Source organism: Pseudomonas machongensis, from assembly GCF_034961125.1.
In the GTDB taxonomy this organism is placed as follows: Bacteria; Pseudomonadota; Gammaproteobacteria; order Pseudomonadales; family Pseudomonadaceae; genus Aquipseudomonas; species Aquipseudomonas machongensis.
In genome coordinates this window covers 399025-418862 of the sequence record NZ_JAYFUI010000187.1, presented here as the reverse complement: position 1 = coordinate 418862, position 19838 = coordinate 399025, and the positions used below count along the sequence as shown (strand labels likewise).

Annotated in this window: 13 protein-coding genes; 6 read left to right on the top strand and 7 right to left on the bottom strand. The window is 63.9% G+C overall.

Going from position 1 to position 19838, the window contains the following annotated elements; translation table 11 throughout:
* Positions 1-152 precede the first annotated feature (152 nt).
* Both VA602_RS20755 and yghU read left to right on the top strand, forming a co-directional pair.
* The gene (locus VA602_RS20755; RefSeq protein ID WP_323454194.1) at positions 153-1355 is read left to right on the top strand and encodes an NAD(P)/FAD-dependent oxidoreductase; all 1203 of its coding nucleotides are present in this window, start codon (positions 153-155) and stop codon (positions 1353-1355) included.
* A gap of 169 nt (positions 1356-1524) precedes the next feature.
* On the top strand, positions 1525-2364 hold the full coding sequence (yghU, locus tag VA602_RS20750; protein ID WP_323454193.1) for a glutathione-dependent disulfide-bond oxidoreductase: 840 nt from the start codon (positions 1525-1527) through the stop codon (positions 2362-2364).
* A 70-nt stretch (positions 2365-2434) separates the two neighbouring features.
* On the opposite strand, the gene VA602_RS20745 is transcribed toward yghU, so the two are convergent.
* Positions 2435-4405 carry a BCCT family transporter gene (locus VA602_RS20745; protein ID WP_323454192.1) on the bottom strand — a complete coding sequence of 657 codons (1971 nt, stop codon included), beginning with the start codon at positions 4403-4405 and terminating at the stop codon, positions 2435-2437.
* A gap of 251 nt (positions 4406-4656) precedes the next feature.
* Here VA602_RS20745 and VA602_RS20740 point away from each other — a divergent pair, with 251 nt between their 5' ends.
* The 3 genes from VA602_RS20740 (at position 4657) to VA602_RS20730 (ending at position 8069) form a co-directional block, all read left to right on the top strand.
* Positions 4657-6360 (top strand): amidase, encoded by a 1704-nt coding sequence (locus VA602_RS20740; RefSeq protein ID WP_112898130.1) that lies wholly within the window; start codon positions 4657-4659, stop codon positions 6358-6360.
* 78 nt (positions 6361-6438) lie between these two features.
* Positions 6439-7143: a helix-turn-helix transcriptional regulator gene (locus VA602_RS20735; RefSeq protein ID WP_323454191.1), complete on the top strand. Its 705-nt coding sequence runs from the start codon at positions 6439-6441 to the stop codon at positions 7141-7143.
* A 14-nt stretch (positions 7144-7157) separates the two neighbouring features.
* Complete coding sequence (locus VA602_RS20730; protein WP_323454190.1) at positions 7158-8069, top strand: pyridoxal-phosphate dependent enzyme; 912 nt, start codon at positions 7158-7160, stop codon at positions 8067-8069.
* A 58-nt stretch (positions 8070-8127) separates the two neighbouring features.
* Here VA602_RS20730 and VA602_RS20725 read toward each other — a convergent pair whose 3' ends face one another.
* The 3 genes from VA602_RS20725 to VA602_RS20715 all read right to left on the bottom strand — a co-directional run bounded on the left by VA602_RS20725 (position 8128) and on the right by VA602_RS20715 (position 13152).
* Entirely contained in the window at positions 8128-9804 is a 1677-nt protein-coding gene (locus tag VA602_RS20725) for an MFS transporter (protein ID WP_323454189.1), read from the bottom strand.
* Positions 9805-9989: 185 nt separating this feature from the next.
* Positions 9990-10418, bottom strand: a complete 429-nt coding sequence (locus VA602_RS20720) for a VOC family protein (protein WP_323454188.1) — start codon at positions 10416-10418, stop codon at positions 9990-9992.
* Between the two features lie 262 nt (positions 10419-10680).
* A complete protein-coding gene (locus VA602_RS20715) occupies positions 10681-13152 on the bottom strand; it encodes a UvrD-helicase domain-containing protein (RefSeq protein ID WP_323454187.1) in 2472 nt (823 codons plus the stop codon).
* Positions 13153-13372: 220 nt separating this feature from the next.
* Here VA602_RS20715 and VA602_RS20710 point away from each other — a divergent pair, with 220 nt between their 5' ends.
* Complete coding sequence (locus VA602_RS20710) at positions 13373-14071, top strand: pirin family protein (RefSeq protein WP_323454186.1); 699 nt, start codon at positions 13373-13375, stop codon at positions 14069-14071.
* 70 nt (positions 14072-14141) lie between these two features.
* Here VA602_RS20710 and pgm read toward each other — a convergent pair whose 3' ends face one another.
* From pgm to VA602_RS20695, 3 genes are all read right to left on the bottom strand, one after another.
* The gene (pgm, locus tag VA602_RS20705; protein WP_323454185.1) at positions 14142-15779 is read right to left on the bottom strand and encodes a phosphoglucomutase (alpha-D-glucose-1,6-bisphosphate-dependent); all 1638 of its coding nucleotides are present in this window, start codon (positions 15777-15779) and stop codon (positions 14142-14144) included.
* Between the two features lie 80 nt (positions 15780-15859).
* Entirely contained in the window at positions 15860-18121 is a 2262-nt protein-coding gene (locus tag VA602_RS20700; protein WP_323454184.1) for an ATP-dependent DNA helicase, read from the bottom strand.
* Positions 18118-19770 (bottom strand): VRR-NUC domain-containing protein, encoded by a 1653-nt coding sequence (locus tag VA602_RS20695; RefSeq protein ID WP_197889599.1) that lies wholly within the window; start codon positions 19768-19770, stop codon positions 18118-18120. Before VA602_RS20695 ends, VA602_RS20700 begins: the two co-directional genes overlap by 4 nt.
* Positions 19771-19838: the final 68 nt, after the last annotated feature.

Genomic DNA, 19838 nt, shown 5'->3' with positions numbered 1-19838 from the left:
GCCAGCAAGCCTTATCATCGACTTCGGCCAGTCAGGCGAACCGCACTGCGCCGCCAGCCGTTCGAGCGACCTTTCTTGCGTCATCGCATGCCGTGCCCGTTACCGACAACACCCACAATTTGCGGTATCCGGAATTTTCCAGGAGCACAACGATGAAACAGATCCTGATCCTCGGCGCAGGCTTTGCCGGCCTCTGGAGCGCCCTGGGCGCTGCGCGCCAGCTCGACCTGCACGGACGCGACGACGTCCAGATCACGGTGCTCGCACCACAGGCCGAACTGCACATCCGCCCACGCTTCTACGAGCCTGACGTTCACCAGATGGCCGCCCCGTTGCAGGCGCTGTTCGACGCCGTGAACGTGCGCTTCGTGCAAGGCACGGCCCACCACATCGACGAGGCAGGCCAGCGGGTCGGCTATCGCAGCGCAGATGGCAGCGAGGCGACCCTGGCCTACGACCGGCTGATCATGGCGTGCGGCAGCATCCTCAATCGTCCTGCGCTTGCGGGTATCGAACGGGTATTCGATGTCGACAAGATCGACAGCGCCACACGCCTGGAAGAGCATCTCAAGTCGTTGCCGGCCCAACCCGATACACCGGCGCGCAATACCGTGGTGGTTGCCGGGGGTGGTTTCACCGGTATCGAGACGGCCACTGAACTCCCCGCGCGGCTGCGCAAGATCCTCGGCGACCAGGTCAAGCATCGCGTGGTGGTGGTCGATCGCGGTGCGCGGATCGGAGCTGTGCTGGGCGACGGCATCAGCCCGGCGATCGTCCAGGCATCGCAAGCGTTGGGCGTGGAGTGGATCTGCGGCGCGTCAGTGGCCGCAGTGGACGCCGCTGGCGTCACGCTGGACAACGGGCAGCGCATCGATGCAAATACCGTGATCTGGACCGTCGGTTTCGTGGCCAATCCGCTTACCGCGCAGGTCAGCGGCGAGCACGACCGTCAGGGCCGTCTGCATGTGGACGGCACCCTCAAGGTCAAGGGCAATGCGGCAGTCTACGCGGCAGGTGACGTCGCCTATGCCGCCTGCGACGAGGTGGGCAATTTCGCGGTGATGTCGTGCCAGCACGCCATCGCGCTGGGTCGCTACGCCGGCAACAACGCCGCCGCCGAGTTGATCGGCGTGGCGCCGATGACCTACAGCCAGCCCAAGTACGTGACCTGCCTGGACCTCGGTGCGTGGGGCGCGGTATACACCGAAGGCTGGGACCGCAAGGTCAGCCCGCCGGAAGACAAGCACGAGGCCAAGGCACTCAAGAGCCAGATCAACAGCATCTGGATCTACCCACCTGCGGCCGAACGCGCGGCCGCCCTCGCCGCAGCCGACCCCTTGATCCCCGTGGCCTGATGCAGCCCGCTGCGCGTCTGCAAGCCCCTGGCAGACGCGCAGCGGTTATAACCCCTGCGCAATACTTCACTTCCCTTGACCACTTCTCCTGCCCTAGTCTTGGCCAATCGCACCCTGATCGCATCAGGCGATCGCAATGGGATCGAAGACCATCAGGAGATTTCATCGGATGAGCAACAGCCCCTACGTCCCACCGAAGGTCTGGAAGAACGACGCCGCAGCCGGCGGCCAGTTCGCCAGTATCAACCGCCCGATCGCCGGCCCCACCCACGACAAGGTCCTGCCCGTCGGCAAGCATCCCCTGCAACTCTATTCGCTGGCCACGCCCAACGGCGTCAAGGTCACGGTCCTGCTCGAAGAGCTGCTGGTCCTGGGGCACAGCGGCGCTGAATACGACGCCTGGCTGATCCGCATTGGTGATGGCGACCAGTTCTCCAGCGGCTTCGTCGAGGTCAATCCGAACTCCAAGATACCGGCCCTGCTCGACCGCAGCGTCGAGCCGCCGGTGCGGGTGTTCGAGTCCGGTTCGATCCTGCTGCACCTGGCGGAAAAGTTCGGTGCCTTCCTGCCGAAAGATCCAGCCGCCCGCGTCGAAAGCCTGAACTGGCTGTTCTGGCAGATGGGCTCGGCGCCTTACCTGGGCGGTGGTTTCGGCCACTTCTACGTGTATGCGCCGGAAAAGATCGAGTACGCCATCAACCGCTTCACCATGGAAGCCAAGCGTCAGCTCGACGTGCTCGAGCGACGCCTGGCGGTGAGCCGTTACCTGGGTGGCGACGAGTACAGCATCGCCGACATCGCCGTATGGCCGTGGTACGGGCAGTTGGTGCGCGGCAACCTGTACGGCGCGGCCGAATTCCTGGCGGTGGACGAATATCCGCACGTGCAGCGCTGGGCCGAAGAAATCGCCGAGCGCCCGGCCGTGCAGCGCGGCACCCGGGTCAACCGCACCTGGGGTGACGAACAAAGCCAGGTGCCGGAGCGACACTCGGCGGCAGACCTGCAGTAACGGCTCTACCCGCGAACACCGGCCATCGTGATGGCCTTTTCGCGGGTAAACCCGCTCCCACAGGTACGCGTCAACGCACCAGGTGCAGGAAGTGCAGGTGCCGTTCGAAGTGATCGAGAATGTCGCCGATCACTTCGTCCTTCGACCAGCCCATCACATCGTGGTCCTGCCCGCCCTCACGCAAGTGCACTTCGGCACGGAAGTACTTGCGCTCCTCCCCGGCGGCATCGCTCAGCACGAAGCTGGGCATGGCATAGGCGCGTGGGCGAATCTCGTAGACGAACACCTCATCGCTCGGCCCGACCTTGAGCGTCACTCGGCCAGCCTCGCCTTCCTCGACGCTGCACTCATAACCCTGGCGACGCCACTCCTCGGCCACCGATTGGCAGGCCGGCAGCGCTACGTCAGCGATGAAGCGCTGCACATGTGAACGGCGCGGGAACATCGCCAGCGTGCGCAGACGTCGCTGCCAGTTGCCCGCAGCACGCGAAGCGGTCGGCGAGATAGCCAGCGCCTGGTAGCGCAGGTCACGCTTGGTGGCGTCGAGTTTGAGCGCCTTGAGCAGTCCGCGCATGCTCAGCAGCAACGCCAGGGTAAACGGCAGCGCACTGGCGATGGTCGCGGTCTGCAGCGCCTTGAGGCCGTCGGCCAGCAGCAGTGCGATGGCGACGATGCCCATGCTTGAGGCCCAGAAGATCCTCTGGCGGATCGGTGTGCCCTCCTTGCCGCCGGAGGCCAGCATGTCCACCACCATCGCGCCGGTCTCGGCCGAGGTGACGAAGAACACCACCACCATGACCACCGCCAGGGTGCTGATGATGCTGGCGAAGGGGAAATGCTCGAGGAAGGCGAACAGCGCCAGCGACGTATCCTGCTCCACCGCCGCGGCCAGGTCGGTCAACCCCTCGTCAAGGATCATGTGGATCGCTGTGTTGCCGAACACCGTCATCCACAGCAGGGTGAACGCAGTCGGCACCAGCAGCACGCCGGTCACGAATTCACGGATGGTGCGCCCGCGCGAGATGCGCGCGATGAACAGCCCGACAAAGGGCGACCAGGCCAGCCACCAGCCCCAGTAGAACAGGGTCCAGCCACCGATCCAGTCGGTGGGCTGATAGGCGTAGAGGTTGAGCGTGCGACTGACGATCTCGCTCAGGTAGCCACCCGTGTTCTGTACGAAGGTCTGCAGGATCAGCACGGTCGGCCCCAGCAGCATCACCATCAGCAACAGCAGCACCGCCAGGCCCAGATTGAGCTCGGACAACCGCCGAATGCCCTTGTCCAGCCCGGACATCACCGACAACGTGGCCAGGAACGTGGTACCGATGATCAGCGCGATCTGCACCGGAATGGATACCGGCACACCAAACAGGGCATTGAGCCCGGTGTTGATCTGCGACACGCCAAAGCCCAGCGAAGTGGCGACGCCGAATACCGTGCCGATGATCGCAAAGATGTCGACCGCATGCCCCAGTGGCCCGTGGATGCGCTCGCCGATCAGCGGGTAGAGCGCCGAGCGCAAGGTCAGCGGCAAGCCGTGGCGATAGCTGAAATAGGCCAGGATCAGTGCGACGATGGCGTAAATCGCCCAGGCATGCAGCCCCCAGTGGAAGAAGGTGATACGCATGGCCTCGCCCGCCGCCAGCACCGTGCCGCCCTCACCCAGCGGTGGCTTGAGGAAGTGCATCACAGGCTCCGCGACACCGAAGAACATCAGGCCGATGCCCATGCCTGCGGAGAACAGCATGGCGAACCAAGTGGCATTGTTGTAGTCGGGGGTGCTGTGGTCGGGGCCGAGCTTGATATCGCCGTAGCGACTGATGCCCAGAAACACCACAGTGCCGAGAATCAGCGCCACACCGAGAATGTAGAACCAGCTGACATTGACGATGATCCAGCCCTGGATATGTGCGAACAACGCCTGTGCATGGGCCTGGAACACGCTGGCGTACAGCACCAGAATCAGCAGCAGGACCGCGGAAATCCAGAAAACCGGTGGGTTGATGGTGGGCTTGCGAGGTTGTTCGGGCGGACTTGCCATGTACGGGTAATCTCCATCAGGGCGCTTCATGCGCACGGTTAGCTACGACAAACGGTAGACGCTGATGGTTTTGCCCGTCGTGACATATCGGATGTTTCTGAATTTTTCAAAGCGCGCCCTCCTGAGCACACGCCCTCCTGCCCGCACATGCCGTGCTGCAAACAGGTTTTTCCCTGGTGCAAACCTGCGCCCGCGCAGGGCTTCTTGTACACTCGCCTGCATAAAATCCACCTGTACATTTTGGTGACAGCATGATCGAGGTAACCGAGGTTTCCATTGCCGAGCTGCGCAACGCGCTCGAGTCCGGCCGCACGACGGCGGTCGAACTGGTCAAGGCCTACCTGGCCCGTATCGACGCCTACGATGGAGCCGACACCGCCACCGCGCTGAACGCCGTCGTGGTGCGCAACCCCGAAGCGCTCAGGGAGGCCGAGGCCTCCGACGCCCGCCGCGCCGCCGGCACCACGCTTGGCCCGCTGGACGGCATCCCCTACACCGCCAAGGACAGCTACCTGGTCAAGGGCCTGACCGCCGCCTCCGGCAGCCCGGCGTTCGAGCATCTGGTCGCCCAGCGCGACGCGTTCACCGTCGAGCGCCTGCGCGCCGCAGGGGCGATCTGCCTGGGCAAGACCAACATGCCGCCCATGGCCAACGGCGGCATGCAGCGCGGCGTCTACGGCCGCGCCGAAAGCCCGTACAACGCGGCTTACCTCACCGCGCCCTTCGCCTCTGGCTCCTCCAACGGCGCCGGTACCGCCACGGCGGCCAGCTACAGCGCCTTCGGCCTGGCCGAGGAAACCTGGTCGAGCGGTCGCGGGCCGGCGTCGAACAACGGCCTGTGCGCCTACACCCCATCGCGTGGGGTGATCTCGGTGCGCGGCAACTGGCCGCTCACGCCAACCATGGATGTGGTCGTGCCTTACGCACGGACCATGGCCGATCTGCTGGAAATTCTCGACGTGGTGGTGGCCGACGACGCCGACACCCGTGGCGACCTTTGGCGCATGCAGCCCTGGGTGCCAATCCCGGCAGCCTCGAGCGTGCGCCCCGCCAGTTACCTCGACCTGGCCGTCGGTGCCGGCGCGCTTAAAGGCAAGCGCTTTGCCGTACCGCGCATGTACATCAATGCCGACGCCGAGGCCGGCACGTCGGAAAAACCCGGCATTGGTGGCCCGACTGGCCAGCGCATCAACACCCGCGCCAGCGTCATCGACCTCTGGGAGCAAGCCCGCAAAGCGCTGGAGGCGGCAGGCGCCGAAGTGGTCGAAACCGACTTCCCGTTGGTCTCCAACTGCGAGGGTGATCGTCCGGGTGCGCCGACCGTGTATAACCGCGGTATCGTCAGCAAGGAATTCCTGCACGACGAGCTGTGGGAACTGTCCGGCTGGGCGTTCGACGATTTCCTGCGCGCCAACAACGACCCCAAGCTGAACCGCCTGGCTGACGTCGACGGGCCGAAGATCTTCCCGCACGATCCGGGCACCCTGCCCAACCGCGAGGACGACCTGGCCGCCGGCATGGACGAATACGTCAACATGGCCAAGCGTGGCCTCAAGTCCTGGGATCAGATCGCTACCGTCCCGGACGGCCTGCGCGGCCTGGAGCAAACGCGCAAGATGGACCTGGAAGACTGGATGGACGAGCACAAGCTGGACGCGGTGCTGTTCCCCACCGTCGCCGATGTCGGCCCGGCCGATGCCGATATCAACCCAGTCTCGGCAGACATCGCCTGGAGCAACGGGATCTGGGTCGCCAATGGCAACCTGGCAATCCGTCATCTGGGTGTGCCGACAGTGACCGTGCCGATGGGCGTGATGGCCGACATCGGTATGCCAGTGGGCCTGACCTTCGCTGGCCGGGCCTATGACGACAGTAACCTGCTGCGCTTTGCCGCAGGTTTCGAAGCCACCGGCTCGCGCCGGGTGATTCCACCGCGCACGCCACCACTGAGCTAACGTTCGAGCGCAATCCACACTCGCCAGATTCAACTATTTGTGTAAAATTCAACACAATTAAGAATCTGGCGATTTCCCATGCCCGCACTCCCTCTTCAGCAAGAACGCCAGCTCACCCTCACCGTCCTCAAGGCTGCGCTCCAGGCCTTGGGCAGCGTTGCGCCGCGCAACCTGGAAATCCTCCTGCACGACCTCGACAATCCCGAGCACTCGGTGATCGCCATCGTCAACGGCCATCTTTCGGGCCGTCGAGTGGGCAGCCCGATCCTGGCCGCACCGGAACAGGACCAAGGCTTCAAGGCACTGATGCACGCCGGCCGTACTCAGGACGGCTGCGAGCCGGTGGTGCTGCCGGACTACCCCACAACCCTCAAGGGGCGCACGCTGCGCAGCGCCACGGCAATCTTTCGCGACAGCGGCGGCCACCCGTTCGCCAGCCTGTGCGTAAACACCGACATTACCGGCCTTGATGCCGCCATGACCTTTCTTCAGCACTTTCAGCCACTCGGCGCCCTCGCGGACACACACCCGCCCCGTGAGACGGCCGACATGACGCTGCTGATGAGCGAGATCATCCAGGACTCGCTGCAGCGCTCGGGCCGAGGGCGGATGAACAAGCAAGCCAAGGTCGAGGCCGTACGAGTGATGCAGGAGCGCGGCCTGTTCATCGTCAAAGGTGGCGTCGAGAAGGCTGCCGACGCCCTGGGCGTGACCCGCTACACCATCTACAACTACCTGGAGCAGCTGCGCGGCGACGCCACGCCGGCTGCCCGCGAACGCTGAATGCGGAGCCCGCCATGACCTTGCATATCCAGACCCCTTTGATCGAATCCCGCCCACTCTCACTGGCCGCCGGCCGTACCCTGTGGCTCAAGCTCGAGGCACTGCAGCCCTCTGGCTCTTTCAAGCTGCGCGGCGTAGGCCATGCCTGCGAAGTGCACCATGCACGTGGCGCCCGGCACTTCGTGTCGTCTTCCGGAGGCAACGCCGGCCTCGCCGTCGCCTATGCCGGGCGCAAGCTCGGCGTGCCGGTAACCGTGGTGGTGCCGGAAACCACCAGCACGCGCGCCATCGAACTGCTGAAACTCGAAGACGCCCAGGTCGTGGTCAAAGGCAGCTCGTGGCAAGAAGCCAACCAGCATGCGCAAGGCTTGCTGGGCGCGGGTGATGCGTTCGTCCACCCGTTCGACGACCCGCTGCTGTGGACCGGACATGCCAGCATGATCGACGAAGTCGCCCAGGCCGGACTCAAACCCGATGCAGTGGTGTTGTCGGTAGGGGGCGGCGGACTGCTCAGTGGCGTGGTCGAGGGGCTCAAGCGCAATGGCTGGCACGACGTGCCTGTGCTGGCGGTGGAAACCGACGGTGCCGCATCACTGCACGCCGCCATCGCTGCGGGCCATCCGGTGGAACTGCCGGCCATCACTTCGGTGGCCACCTCGCTGGGCGCCAAGCGTGTGGCGGACCAGGCGCTGGCCTGCGCACAAAACCATCCACTGCACAGCGAGCGAATAACCGACCATGCGGCGCTCCAGGCCTGCGAGCGCTTTCTGCACGATCACCGGATACTGGTAGAACCTGCTTGCGGCGCAGCGCTGGCCTTGGCCTACGCACCCGAGCGCCTGGCGCAGTACAACAACGTGCTGATGATCGTCTGCGGTGGCGCGACTGCCACGCTGGAGCAGATTCGCGACTGGCTTGCAGCCTAGCGGCCAGTGCTCGCGAAACAAGGCCACTCCTGCAAGAACTGCAGGAGTGGCCGTTTCTTCAGGCGTGGTTGATATCCCGGTCCTTGGTCTCAGGCAGGAAGAAGATACCCAGCACCGCAGTCATCACCGCGATGACGATCGGGTACCACAACCCGTAGTAGATATCCCCCGTGGCCGCCACCATGGCAAAGGCCACCGTCGGCAGGAAACCGCCGAACCAGCCATTACCGATGTGGTAAGGCAGCGACATCGAGGTGTAGCGGATACGCGCCGGGAACAGCTCCACCAACCAGGCAGCGATGGGGCCGTAGACCATGGTCACGTAGATCACCAGAAGGGTCAGCAGCAGCAACACCATCGGGTAATGGATCTTCGCCGGGTCAGCCTTTTCGGGATAGCCGGCCTCCTTCAGCGCGCCGGTCAGGGTCGCGGTGAACGCATCGCCCTGGGCCTTGAGCTCGGCCGCCGCCAACCCTGTGCCTTCGAAGCTTGCAATGACCCGTTCACCGATACGCACCTGCGCCACACTGCCGGGCTGTGCACGTTCGTTGTCATAGGGAATGGCGCGCTTGGCCAGCAGGCTCTTGGCGATATCGCAGGAACTGGTGAATTTGGCCTTGCCCACCGGATCGAACTGGAACGAGCACTGCGCCGGGTCGGCCACCACCACGACGGGATTCTGCTCCTGAGCGACGAACACGTCCGGGTTGCCGTACTCTGTCAGGCCCTTGAAGATCGGGAAATAGGTGAGCGCGGCAATGATGCAGCCCGCCATGATGATCTTCTTGCGCCCGATGCGATCGGACAGGCTGCCGAACAGGATGAAGAACGGCGTGCCGATCAACAGCGAACCTGCAATCAGCAAGTTGGCGGTCTGGGGGTCGATCTTCAGGGTCTGCAACAGGAAGAACAGCGCGTAGAACTGCCCGGTGTACCACACCACGGCCTGGCCGGCAGTGCCGCCGAGCAGCGACATGATCACCACCTTGAGGTTATCCCAACGCGCGAAGGATTCGGTCAGCGGCGCCTTGGACGCCTTGCCCTCGGCCTTCATCTTCAGGAACACCGGCGACTCGTTGAGCTGCATGCGGATGTACACCGAAATCACCAGCAGCAGGATCGAGATCAGGAACGGAATCCGCCAGCCCCAGGCTTCGAACGCTTCGGTACCCATCACCGTGCGGCAGGTCAGGATCACCAGCAGCGACAGGAACAGGCCCAAGGTGGCGGTGGTCTGGATCCACGACGTGAAAAAGCCACGCTTGCCGGGCGGTGCGTGCTCGGCCACGTAGGTCGCTGCGCCACCGTACTCGCCGCCCAGCGCCAGGCCTTGCAGCAGCCGCAGGGAGATGAGAATGATCGGCGCCGCCACGCCGATGCTGGCGTAGCTGGGCAATATGCCGACCACGGCAGTGGACAGGCCCATGATGATGATGGTGATGAGGAAGGTGTGCTTGCGCCCGATCATGTCGCCGAGTCGGCCGAACACGACGGCCCCGAACGGCCGCACGGCAAAGCCTGCAGCAAACGCCAGCAAGGCGAAGATGAACGAGGTGGTTTCGTTGACGCCGGCGAAGAAGTGCTTGGCGATGATCGCCGCTAGCGAGCCGTAAAGGTAGAAGTCGTACCACTCGAACACGGTGCCCAGGGATGAAGCGAAGATGACCTTGCGCTCCTCCCGACTGATGCCGCGTTGGGGCGCACTGCCCGTCGATGTGCTGTCGATTGCCGCCATGGGTTGCCTCCGTCTTGTTCTTGTCAGGCCGGAGTACCTCAGAAAAACAGCATCGCACCCTGGCCCCGGGTCTAAGCAGGACTACGGTTGCGCGAAGCACGACAGGGCGGGCTGCCCAGAATCGCAGCAAGGTACGTTGAAGCATAATCGGGATTGCGCGGATATCCACTGCGCCCTTGATGACGCTAGGGACGGGTAGCCTGCTCGCCAACAGGCCCTTTCAGCTCGACCTGGTTGCCATCGGGGTCATAACAGTACAGCGACAGGCCCTCGCCCTCGGCGCCATATCGCACTTCGGCGGCATCGACCGCAACCCCGGCGGCTTGCAGGTAGCGGGTCAACGCCTGCTCGTCGAACGGTTCGATACGCAGGCAGAAGTGATGCAGGTTACGCCCGCTCTCGCCTGCCGCAGCACCGCCCGGGCGTCCCAGCTCACCGTCCAGGCTCACCAGATCGATCATCGCGGTACCGGTGGCCAGATGGATTATGCCCAAGTCCGGCCGCTCCTTGCTCACCCGGCAGCCAAGCACGTCACGGTAAAAGGCGACACTGCGCTGAAGATCGCGCACTCGCAGCACCAGATGATCGATATGACGAATGGCAAAGGGACGCATGGGGGCAGCTCCTGGTCGTCGCTCCGAAAGGGCATCGCAGCACCATAACCGATCCCTCGCAGACAGGACAATTCACGATCAGGTGCTAGCCATCTACAGGCGCGCGCCCTGCAAGCCAGCCTTTCGGAGCGGAAGGGCATCAGCGGTTTCTGTCGCACACGAGGCGGCATACAACGCGCTGCGCGATGAGCAGACCAGCGTCGAGCGCGGCCTGTTCGACAGCCTGACCCGTGAGGTCGAAACCCCCTGACGCTGTCCACCCTCACTGGCCGCGCAAGTCCTCGAAGAAGGCTTGCCGGCCATGTACCTGGCTGGACGCACGATGCAGCGACGCTGCATCGCCGCTGACCGCTTCCACATGCCAATAGCAGTGCCTGATCGCCCGCGTCAACCCGACGTAGGCCAGGCGCTGCGCTTCGTCTTTCTGCGCGCTGTCGAACGGCTGTGCATCCCCGGTACGCCCTAACCCGGCCATGCGATACACCTGGTTCTTGTAGGGTGAACTGGTCAGGTACTGACAATCACCAAGCATGAACACGGCATCGGCCTGCAGGCCCTTGGCGCTGTGATAGGTGAGCTGACGCAGACGACGCTGCTCAGGTGGCAAGCTCGAATCAACCCTGACAACCGTTTCTATATGGTTTGAAATCAATAACTTATCGCTGCTTTTTCGAAACAACATCATCACCGTTTCGCCCCGTAGGTAATGCTCGATCAGGGTCTGCCCGAGAGCCGCTTCGTCGCGCTCGAACACCTTGACTGGCGACAGTGGCAGCGCGGCGGCGCCACCGCAGGCCCTGGCTTTCTTGCCGTTGATCGCCGTTGTACCGCGCACAAGGTGTTCGGCCGCATCGATGATGTGTTGCTGGCTCCGGTAGTTCTCGACCAGCATCACCCGGGTATTGGCCGGTGATGGGAAGGTCTTGCCAAACTCCATGAAGTACTTCGGAGAACTGCCGCGCCAGCCATAGATCGACTGCCAGTCATCACCCACGCACATCAACGACGAATGCCCGGCGTTGCGCCCGGTATGCATGCCAGGGCCACGCCTGCGGATCTCGCCCAATGTAGCGCGCAACCAGCTGACGATCTGTGGCGAGACATCCTGGAACTCGTCGATCATCAAGTGCGCCAGCGGGCGTAGCAGCCGGTCTGGCAGCAGTTGCAGGTTCTCGGGGTTGTTCTCGCCGAACAGGGCGAACATGCGGTTATAGGTCATCACTGGCGGCGACTGCCCAAGCAGGTGAGTTTCCAATGCCTTCCAGTACAGGGCCAGCGCTTCGAAAAACGGCGCATCGCTGTCGCCTGGCGCAAAGCTCATGCGAGCCACGGCGCTCCCCACCTCAAGCCCCAGGTTCTCGATGAAGCTCGCCGCACCGACGAAGGCATCGAGCAACGGCGCAGGAGCCAGTTCGCCCTTGACCTTGAACTCGAACCCAGGCCCCGCCACCGCATCACCCGCCAGCGACGCGGCGAGACGTTTTGCCGAAGTATAGTTATCAAGCCAAATCAATGGCTTATCACAGAAAGCTTGAAACAACGTGCGCTTTACAGCCCACTCGGCACGCACCGACAGCTTGGCGTTGGCACGCTGATACTGGGCGCTTTCCGACGGATCGAAGCCCAGCACTACCCAGGCATCGAGCCCTTCGAGACGCCCATGCACATGGAAACGCTGGCCACGGATCTGCACGGTTTCCCGACAGGGCTCGATGCCCTTGATCGGCCAGGCGCCCGCAGCGAACCACAGGTCTTCGATCACGTCGCACAGTTCTTCGTCGCGCTGGGCAGCCAGTTGAGTCACCTGCACGCGCTTCTGCACATCGGGATGATCCGGATCGAGGGGCTTGAGTTGCAGGGCCTCGCGGCGCATCGTCGCGACCAGTTCGGCAAAGCGTGGGCTGTCACGCAGCAGGTCGCGATAACACAGATTGAGCTGCTGGCGCTGGGCATCGTTCAGGCGCAGGTCGAAAGGATTACCTTCGCTCTCGGCTTCGCTGCCAGCCGGTAGATCGTTGCCCAGTGTCTCGAATGCGCGCAGTTGGGAGAACCCCGGCAAGCTGCGCACCAGCGGCAGGATGCGCGAATGGAAGGTGCGAACCAGGTCACGAGCACGGGCCGGCGGCAGGTCGATCTGCCAGATGGCGAAGACCTGCACCAGCCGCTTGATGAAGTCCTTGCGCGACTCACGCGTGAAGGTGACCACGGTCATGGCGTCCAGCTCGAAGCCCAGGTAGTGGCGCAGCAGCAGGATACGCAGCACCAGCGAAGTGGACTTGCCGGCACCGGCACCCGCCACCACGCAAGTAGATGGCGTGTCGCTGAAGATCAGCTTCCATTGCGCGGCGCTGGGCTGGGCGTCGGCAGGCAGGCGCTGGGCGACATCGGCCTTGAAGCGTTTCTTCAGCTCTGCTGTCAGCGGCAGGCGCCAGTCGTCGAACAGCTTGTCATCCTGGCCTGGCACTGCAGCGCTGTCAGGGCGGCTGTCGCGGATCACCAGGACCTGCCGCCCGGCCTCGTACCCTTCGGCACGCCCACGTTCGTAGCCGTCACGCAGGCCATCGGCATGCCCGCTGCGTTGGCCGGTGGCGTGGCCGAGGAACCATGAGTCGCGGTGCTGCGCCTGCAAACGGCTCAATCCTCGCCCAAGCAGGCGTGCGGCCAGGCGGCGCAACCAGGGTAATTGCGCGGGCGGGGTCAGGTCCGGTGGCGCCGGGGGCTGCTCGAGAGACACGGTCACTCCATTGCTAGTCGAATCAGTGGAGCATGTTCCACCGAACCGCTGAAAAGCGCCAGCTAATGCTTGCAGATCATAGGATTAGGCGATGAAACGCAGAAAGTACCGCAACGAAAAACATCGATTTATCAGATAAAAACAAGTCGATATTTACGCTTATTTTCGATACTTGAAAAAGGCATCATCAGCCCATTCCCACCTACCGAGGACCCTGATCATGCTGCAACTGCGCCCCTTCGAAAGCCTCGGCCATGCCAACCACGGCTGGCTGGACGCCCATCATCATTTTTCCTTTGCCGAGTACTACGACACCGAACGTATGCATTGGGGCAACCTGCGAGTGTGGAACGACGACCTGATCGCCGCCGGCAGTGGCTTCCCACCGCATCCACACCGGGATATGGAGATCATCACTTACGTACGCGAAGGTGCAATCAGCCACCAGGACAATCTGGGTAACAAAGGCCGCACCGAAGTCGGTGACGTGCAGGTGATGAGTGCGGGTACTGGCATCGTGCACAGCGAGTACAACCTGGAGCAGGTCGACACCCGCATCTTCCAGATCTGGATCGTGCCGGACAAGGTCGGAGAGGCGCCGTCCTGGGGCACTCGACCCTTCCCTAAAGGTGACCGCGGCGAAGGCTTCGTGACCCTGGCCAGCGGCCGTGTCGAGGATCAGGATGCCCTGCGCATCCGCGCCGATGCCCGGCTGGTGGCCGCGACCCTGCGCGCCGGCGAGAGCGCCGAGTATCGTTTTGATGCCGGGCGGCGTGGGTATCTGGTTCCAGCCAAAGGCGTGGTCGAGGCCAATGGCGTGCGCGCCAAAGCCCGGGACGGGGTTGCCGTAGAGGGTGAAGAGGTGCTGCGCGTCACGGCGCTCGAGGACAGCGAGATCGTTCTGGTGGACGTGGCCTGAGGCAGATGACCGAACCGTGCGTTTCGCGGGCTGGCCCGCGAAAAGCACGGTTCGGCATGCGCGTAGGCAATCAGCTGATCGCCGCATCCACCAGTGCCTGGGCCTCTTGCACCAGGCGCTGCAGATGCGCCTCGTCAATGAAGCTTTCGGCGTAGATCTTGTAGATGTCCTCGGTACCCGAAGGACGCGCGGCAAACCAGCCATTGGCGGTCATCACCTTCAGGCCGCCGATGGCCTGGCCGTTGCCTGGTGCGTGGCTGAGGATCTGCTGGATCGGCTCGCCGGCAAGCTCGGTGGACTTCACCTGCTCAGGCGCCAGCTTGCTCAGCAGCGCTTTCTGCCGCGCATCGGCCTTGGCCTCGACGCGGGTGGCGTAGGGCTTGCCCAGGGCTGCGGTGAGATCGGCGTAGGCTTGGCTCGGATTGCGTCCTGTGCGTGCAGTCATCTCGGCCGCCAGCAAGGCGGGAATCAGGCCATCCTTGTCGGTCGCCCAGACGCTCCCGTCCAGACGCAGGAACGAAGCACCCGCACTCTCCTCCCCACCAAAACCAAGCGAGCCCTCGAACAAGCCCTGGGCGAAGAACTTGAAGCCCACCGGCACTTCATGCAGCTTGCGCCCTAGCCGCTCGGTAACCCGGTCGATCATGCCGCTGCTGACCACGGTCTTGCCGACAGCGGCGTCGTTGCGCCACTGCGGGCGATGGCGGAACAGGTAATCGATGGCCACGGCGAGGTAGTTGTTCGGCTGCAGCAGGCCGTCACTGGTGACGATACCGTGGCGGTCATGGTCCGGGTCGCAGGCAAATGCCACGTCGAAACGCTCGCGCAGGCCGATCAGGCCCTGCATGGCGTGTGGCGACGAAGGGTCCATGCGAATCTGCCCGTCCCAGTCGACGGTCATGAACCGGAAGGTCGGGTCGACCTCGGTGTTGACCACTTCAAGGTTCAACTGGTATCGCTCGGCAATCGCCGACCAATAGCGCACGCCCGCACCACCCAGCGGATCGACACCCAGGCGCAGGTTGGCGTTGCGGATGACCTCGAAATCGATGACGTTTTCCAGGTCTGCCACGTAGCTGCTCACATAGTCGTGACGCTGCGTGGTGGCAGCCTGCAGAGCCTGGGCGTAATCAATGCGCTTGACACCCTCAAGGCCTGCAGCCAGCAGTTCGTTGGCCTTGGCTTCGACCCACTTGGTCACATCGCTGTCGGCCGGGCCACCATTGGGCGGATTGTATTTGAAACCACCGCTCTGGGGCGGGTTGTGCGAGGGGGTGATGACGATGCCGTCGGCCAGGCCCTGTTGACGCCCGCGGTTGTAGCACAGGATCGCATGGGACACCGCCGGGGTCGGGGTGTACTCGTCGTCCTTGGACAACCGCACCTGCACGCCATTGGCCGCCAGGACTTCCAGCGCGCTGGCCGTGGCCGGCGCCGACAAGGCATGGGTGTCAGCCCCGATGAACAGCGGGCCATCGATGCCCTTCTCCTGGCGGTACAGGCAGATCGCCTGGGTGATCGCCAGCACATGATGCTCGTTGAAGCTCAACTCGAACGAGGTGCCTCGATGTCCGGAAGTGCCGAAGGCCACGCGCTGCGACGCGACCGTAGCGTCCGGGCGACCGGTGTAGTAGGCGGTCAACAGGCGGGGAATATCGACCAGCACGCTGGCCGGAGCCGGCTTGCCTGCCAAAGGACTGAGCGTCATGCAAAACCTCGAGTTCAACGGATGTAGATGTTGGAACGCGCAGTGTACTGGGAGTTGCAACGGCGCGCGATGGGGCTGGCTCAGTTGATAGCGGTCTGCCACCAGATGGGAAACATCTGTTGTACCCGCGGCTCATTGAAACGCTCATCGATCAGGAACAGCACGCCACGGTCCTGGTCGCCGCGAATGACCCGACCGGCCGCCTGGATTACCTTGCGCACGCCAGGGTACAGGTACGCGTAGTCGAACCCGCTGCCAAACTGCCGGGCCAGACGTTGCTTGAACTGTTCGTTGACCGGATTGACCTGAGGCAACCCCAGGGTGGCGACAAAAGCACCAATCAATCGGGTGCCTGGCAGGTCTACCCCTTCAGCGAAGGCCCCACCCAGCACGGCGAAGCCTATCCCTCGCCCATCCGCCACGAAACGCGCCAGGAATCCCTCGCGTGCGGCCTCGTCCATGCCCGGCGCCTGCCGCCAGTACGGCACTTCAGGATAGCGTTCGGCAAACAGGGCCATCACCTGCTCCAGGTATTCGAAGCTGCTGAAGAACGCCAGGTAGTTGCCCGGCTGACGCTGGTACTGCTCGCCGATCAGCCCGACGATCGGTGCCAGGGACGCATTGCGCTGCTGAAAACGGGTCGAGACCTCACTGACGATACGCACCTGCAGTTGCTCGGCACGAAATGGCGCGGCCACGTCCAGCCAGGCGGTATCTGCCGGCATGCCCAGCAAGTCGGCGTAGAACTGTCGTGGCCCCAGCGTCGCCGAAAACAGCGTGACACTGCGCGCCGCAGCCATGCGTGGGCCGAGCAGGCGCGCGGGCACCACATTACGTAGGGTCAGCGTCGCCAGACGACGGCTGCGCGGGCCGTTGCGCAGGCTGATATCGAACAAAAAATGCTCATCGAACAGCTCGGCCACACGGCTGAACTGCAGAGCCTGGAAGTAGAACTGCAGGACCTGCGGCTCGATGTGCGCAGGCGCCTGCTCCATGCCCTCCTGAATCAGGCCGATGCACTGTTGCAACGCCCGCAGGAACGCCTCGGGCAGTTGCTCACTCGCCTGGTACGGTGCCACCTGAGCCTTGTACAACGCATTCCACTGGCGATTGAGGCGCTCCAGTGCACCGCTCAAGCCCGCCGGCTTGGTCTTGCGCAAGGCGAGCAGCTGCCCCTGGTCGAGGCTGGCGCTGTACATGGCGCGGCCGCGCTCCACCAGGTTATGCGCCTCGTCCACCAACACGGCAACCCGCCACTGGTTGAGCTGGGTGAGGCCGAACAGCAGCGCATGGGCGTCGAAGTAATAGTTGTAGTCAGCGACCACCAGATCGACCCAGCGCGCCATCTCCTGCCCCAGGTAGTACGGGCAGACCTGGTGTGCCAGCGCGACCTCGCGCAAGCCGACACGGTCGAGCAACACCACCTGAGACGCTGCTTCGCGAGCCGCTGGCAGCCGATCGTAGAAACCCTTGGCCAGCGGGCAGGACTCTCCATGGCAGGCACTGCCCGGGTACTCGCAGGCCTTGTCCCGGGCAATCAACTCCAGCGCGCGCAGGCTGGGCTGTGCAGTGGTGTCGGTGATCTGACGCAGTGCGTCGAGCGCCAACGCCCGGCCTGGTGTCTTGGCGGTGAGGAAGAACAGCTTGTTCAGTTGCTGCGGGGCCATGGCCTTGAGCAGCGGGAACAGTGTGCCGAGCGTCTTGCCAATACCGGTGCTGGCCTGGGCCATCAGGCAGCGACCGGTGGCCACTGCCTTGTACAAGGTTTCTGCCAGTTGGCGCTGGCCCTGGCGGAACTGTGGGTAAGGGAACGCCAGCCCCTGCAGGTCGTTGTCCCGCAGGCGCAGCCGTGCGGCCTGGGCCTGCGCCCAACCAAGAAAGCGTTGGCACAGGGCCTCGAAGAATTGCTGCAACTGCGCGGCATGTTGCGGCTCGCTGAACAAGGTCTGCCGGTCGCTGTCGACATCCAGGTACACCAGCGTGACCTCGATCCGCTCCAACCCACGCGACTGGCACAACAGCCAGGCGTAGACCCGGGCCTGCGCCCAGTGCAATTGCCGGTGGTTGTCCGGCTGGCGGTCGAGATTGCCACGGTGGGTCTTGATCTCTTCCACACGATTGCGCAGCGGATCGTAGCCATCGGCTCGCCCCCGCACCCGCAACCCCTGGTACTCGCCCTCCAGCGACACCTCCGCCTCGTAGCCAGGCCCGCGCCGGGCAACGACCCGCCGATGGCCATCGATGCCCTGCTGGGCGGTGGGCGACGGCGTGAAGCGCAAGTCCAGGTCACCGACCTTGGCAGCAAACTCACACAGCGCACGCACCGCCACACTCAGACTCACGGCGCAACCTCGCACCACCGCACATGACATACCGCGACCGGCATGCCGTGCTCACGGCAGAAGTCCAGCCAGCGCAACTGGTTATCCTGCAGGCGATCACCCGGCCCCTTGACCTCGATCATGCGGTAGCGCCCTTGCCCCGGCCAGAACTGGACGAGGTCGGGCATGCCTGCGCGGTTGTTGCGAATATCCTGCAGCAGGCGCTGGAAACACCGCTTCAGATGCTCGGCAGGAATGCAGGCCAAGGCCTGTTCGAGCAGCACCTCATTCAGTACCTGCCAGAACACGAACGGTGACTGCAGGCCGTGCTTGGCGGCAAAACATTCGCGTATCGCCTGTCGGTAGCTGCCATCGTCGAGCCGCCCCAAACAGGTTTCGAACAGCGCGGCGCGGCGCGTCAGGAAATCACTGTCGTGCAAATCCTGCGGCGCCGCCTGATAAGGGTGAAAGAAAGCGCCGGGCAGTGGCGCGAAAATCGCCTCCCAGCACAAGAGGCCGAACAGGCTGTTGAACAAGGTATTCTCGACATAGTGGACCTCCCCGTCAGCGTGCGCCAAGTGCAGGCGCACCGCCTCCTCCACACCCCGTTCGGCCATTTCCACGGGCAACTCCAGTTCGATGAGCGTTTGCGCGGCAGGCGACGGGCGGCGTCGGGGCGGCCCTCCGAGCTTGCGTGCAAGGCGCGGCAGCATGCGCGCCAACGCCTGGCTCTCGAGAGGATTGGCCACGGTCTGGGCCATGTGTGACGCCAGTGCCTGCGCCCTCTGCCACTGCTCGCTGCGCTCGAGCACGCGCACCTGACGAATGCGCGCCTCGGGGTGGTCGAGCCCATCGTAGACGCTCAAGGCCAGGTCCCACTGCCCAAGCCGCTCGCAGCGCTGGCCAATTGCAAACAACAGACGTGCACGACGCCGGGCCAGCCAGGGATTGGTGCTGTCGACCCGTTCCAGTGCCTGCAGCAACGTACTCGGCGCCTCTCCCTGCTCCAGACGCTCGGCGCAAGCATGCAAGGCCATCGCCAGATCGACCTCATCGCGCTGGCGCAAGGCGCGTGAATCCGCACTGAAGTTCACCTGCTCGTAGCGCAGCACGCCCAGATCGGCCAGTACGAACTCCGACCAATCCTGATAAAGATTGCCAAAGAACAACAGGCGCAGGCGGTCGCACAGGGGTTGCAGGCGCCATTGCAGGATCTGCACCGGCGCCTGCGCGAACCAGGCAGAAAGAGGCCTGCCCGGCAGATCCAATGGCAGCAGCGTGGCCAGCAACTGGGTCTTGGTCGCGCGAGGATGGGCCAGGTGATCGGCAAAACAGGTGAGCAGTTCGTCCCGGCGCAACAAGGCGAACAGCTGTTCCAGACCCAGTACCGGCCTCGGGCAGACCCATCCCAGGGTGAGCAAAGGCTGCAAGGCCGCGTCCGTGTCGCCGATCTCGGCATACTCAAGCCGGTCGCCGCGAAACAGCTCGCCTTTGCGCATGACCATGCGCACCAGCAGTGCCTGCGTCGGCTGGGCTAGCCCGCTGAAGACTCGGAGAAAGTCTTGCTCGTGCGGGTCAAGGATATCGGCGTATCGGTGTTCGACCCACCTCAGCACCTGGCGGAAGTTATGCAGGTAATAGAGCGGATCTTCGACGGAATGGGCAATCACGGCATGGCGTCGCAGGCTGGCATGAGCACTGGTTATACATACAGATACAGCCGCCTGGCAAGCGCGCC

Coding starts and splice junctions, on each gene's coding strand:
- VA602_RS20735 (WP_323454191.1), top strand. CDS start 6,439: ATGCCCGCACTCCCTCTTCAGCAAGAACGCCAGCTCACCCTCACCGTC.
- VA602_RS20725 (WP_323454189.1), bottom strand. CDS start 9,804: ATGGCGGCAATCGACAGCACATCGACGGGCAGTGCGCCCCAACGCGGC.
- VA602_RS20710 (WP_323454186.1), top strand. CDS start 13,373: ATGCTGCAACTGCGCCCCTTCGAAAGCCTCGGCCATGCCAACCACGGC.
- VA602_RS20730 (WP_323454190.1), top strand. CDS start 7,158: ATGACCTTGCATATCCAGACCCCTTTGATCGAATCCCGCCCACTCTCA.
- VA602_RS20755 (WP_323454194.1), top strand. CDS start 153: ATGAAACAGATCCTGATCCTCGGCGCAGGCTTTGCCGGCCTCTGGAGC.
- pgm (WP_323454185.1), bottom strand. CDS start 15,779: ATGACGCTCAGTCCTTTGGCAGGCAAGCCGGCTCCGGCCAGCGTGCTG.
- VA602_RS20745 (WP_323454192.1), bottom strand. CDS start 4,405: ATGGCAAGTCCGCCCGAACAACCTCGCAAGCCCACCATCAACCCACCG.
- yghU (WP_323454193.1), top strand. CDS start 1,525: ATGAGCAACAGCCCCTACGTCCCACCGAAGGTCTGGAAGAACGACGCC.
- VA602_RS20720 (WP_323454188.1), bottom strand. CDS start 10,418: ATGCGTCCCTTTGCCATTCGTCATATCGATCATCTGGTGCTGCGAGTG.
- VA602_RS20740 (WP_112898130.1), top strand. CDS start 4,657: ATGATCGAGGTAACCGAGGTTTCCATTGCCGAGCTGCGCAACGCGCTC.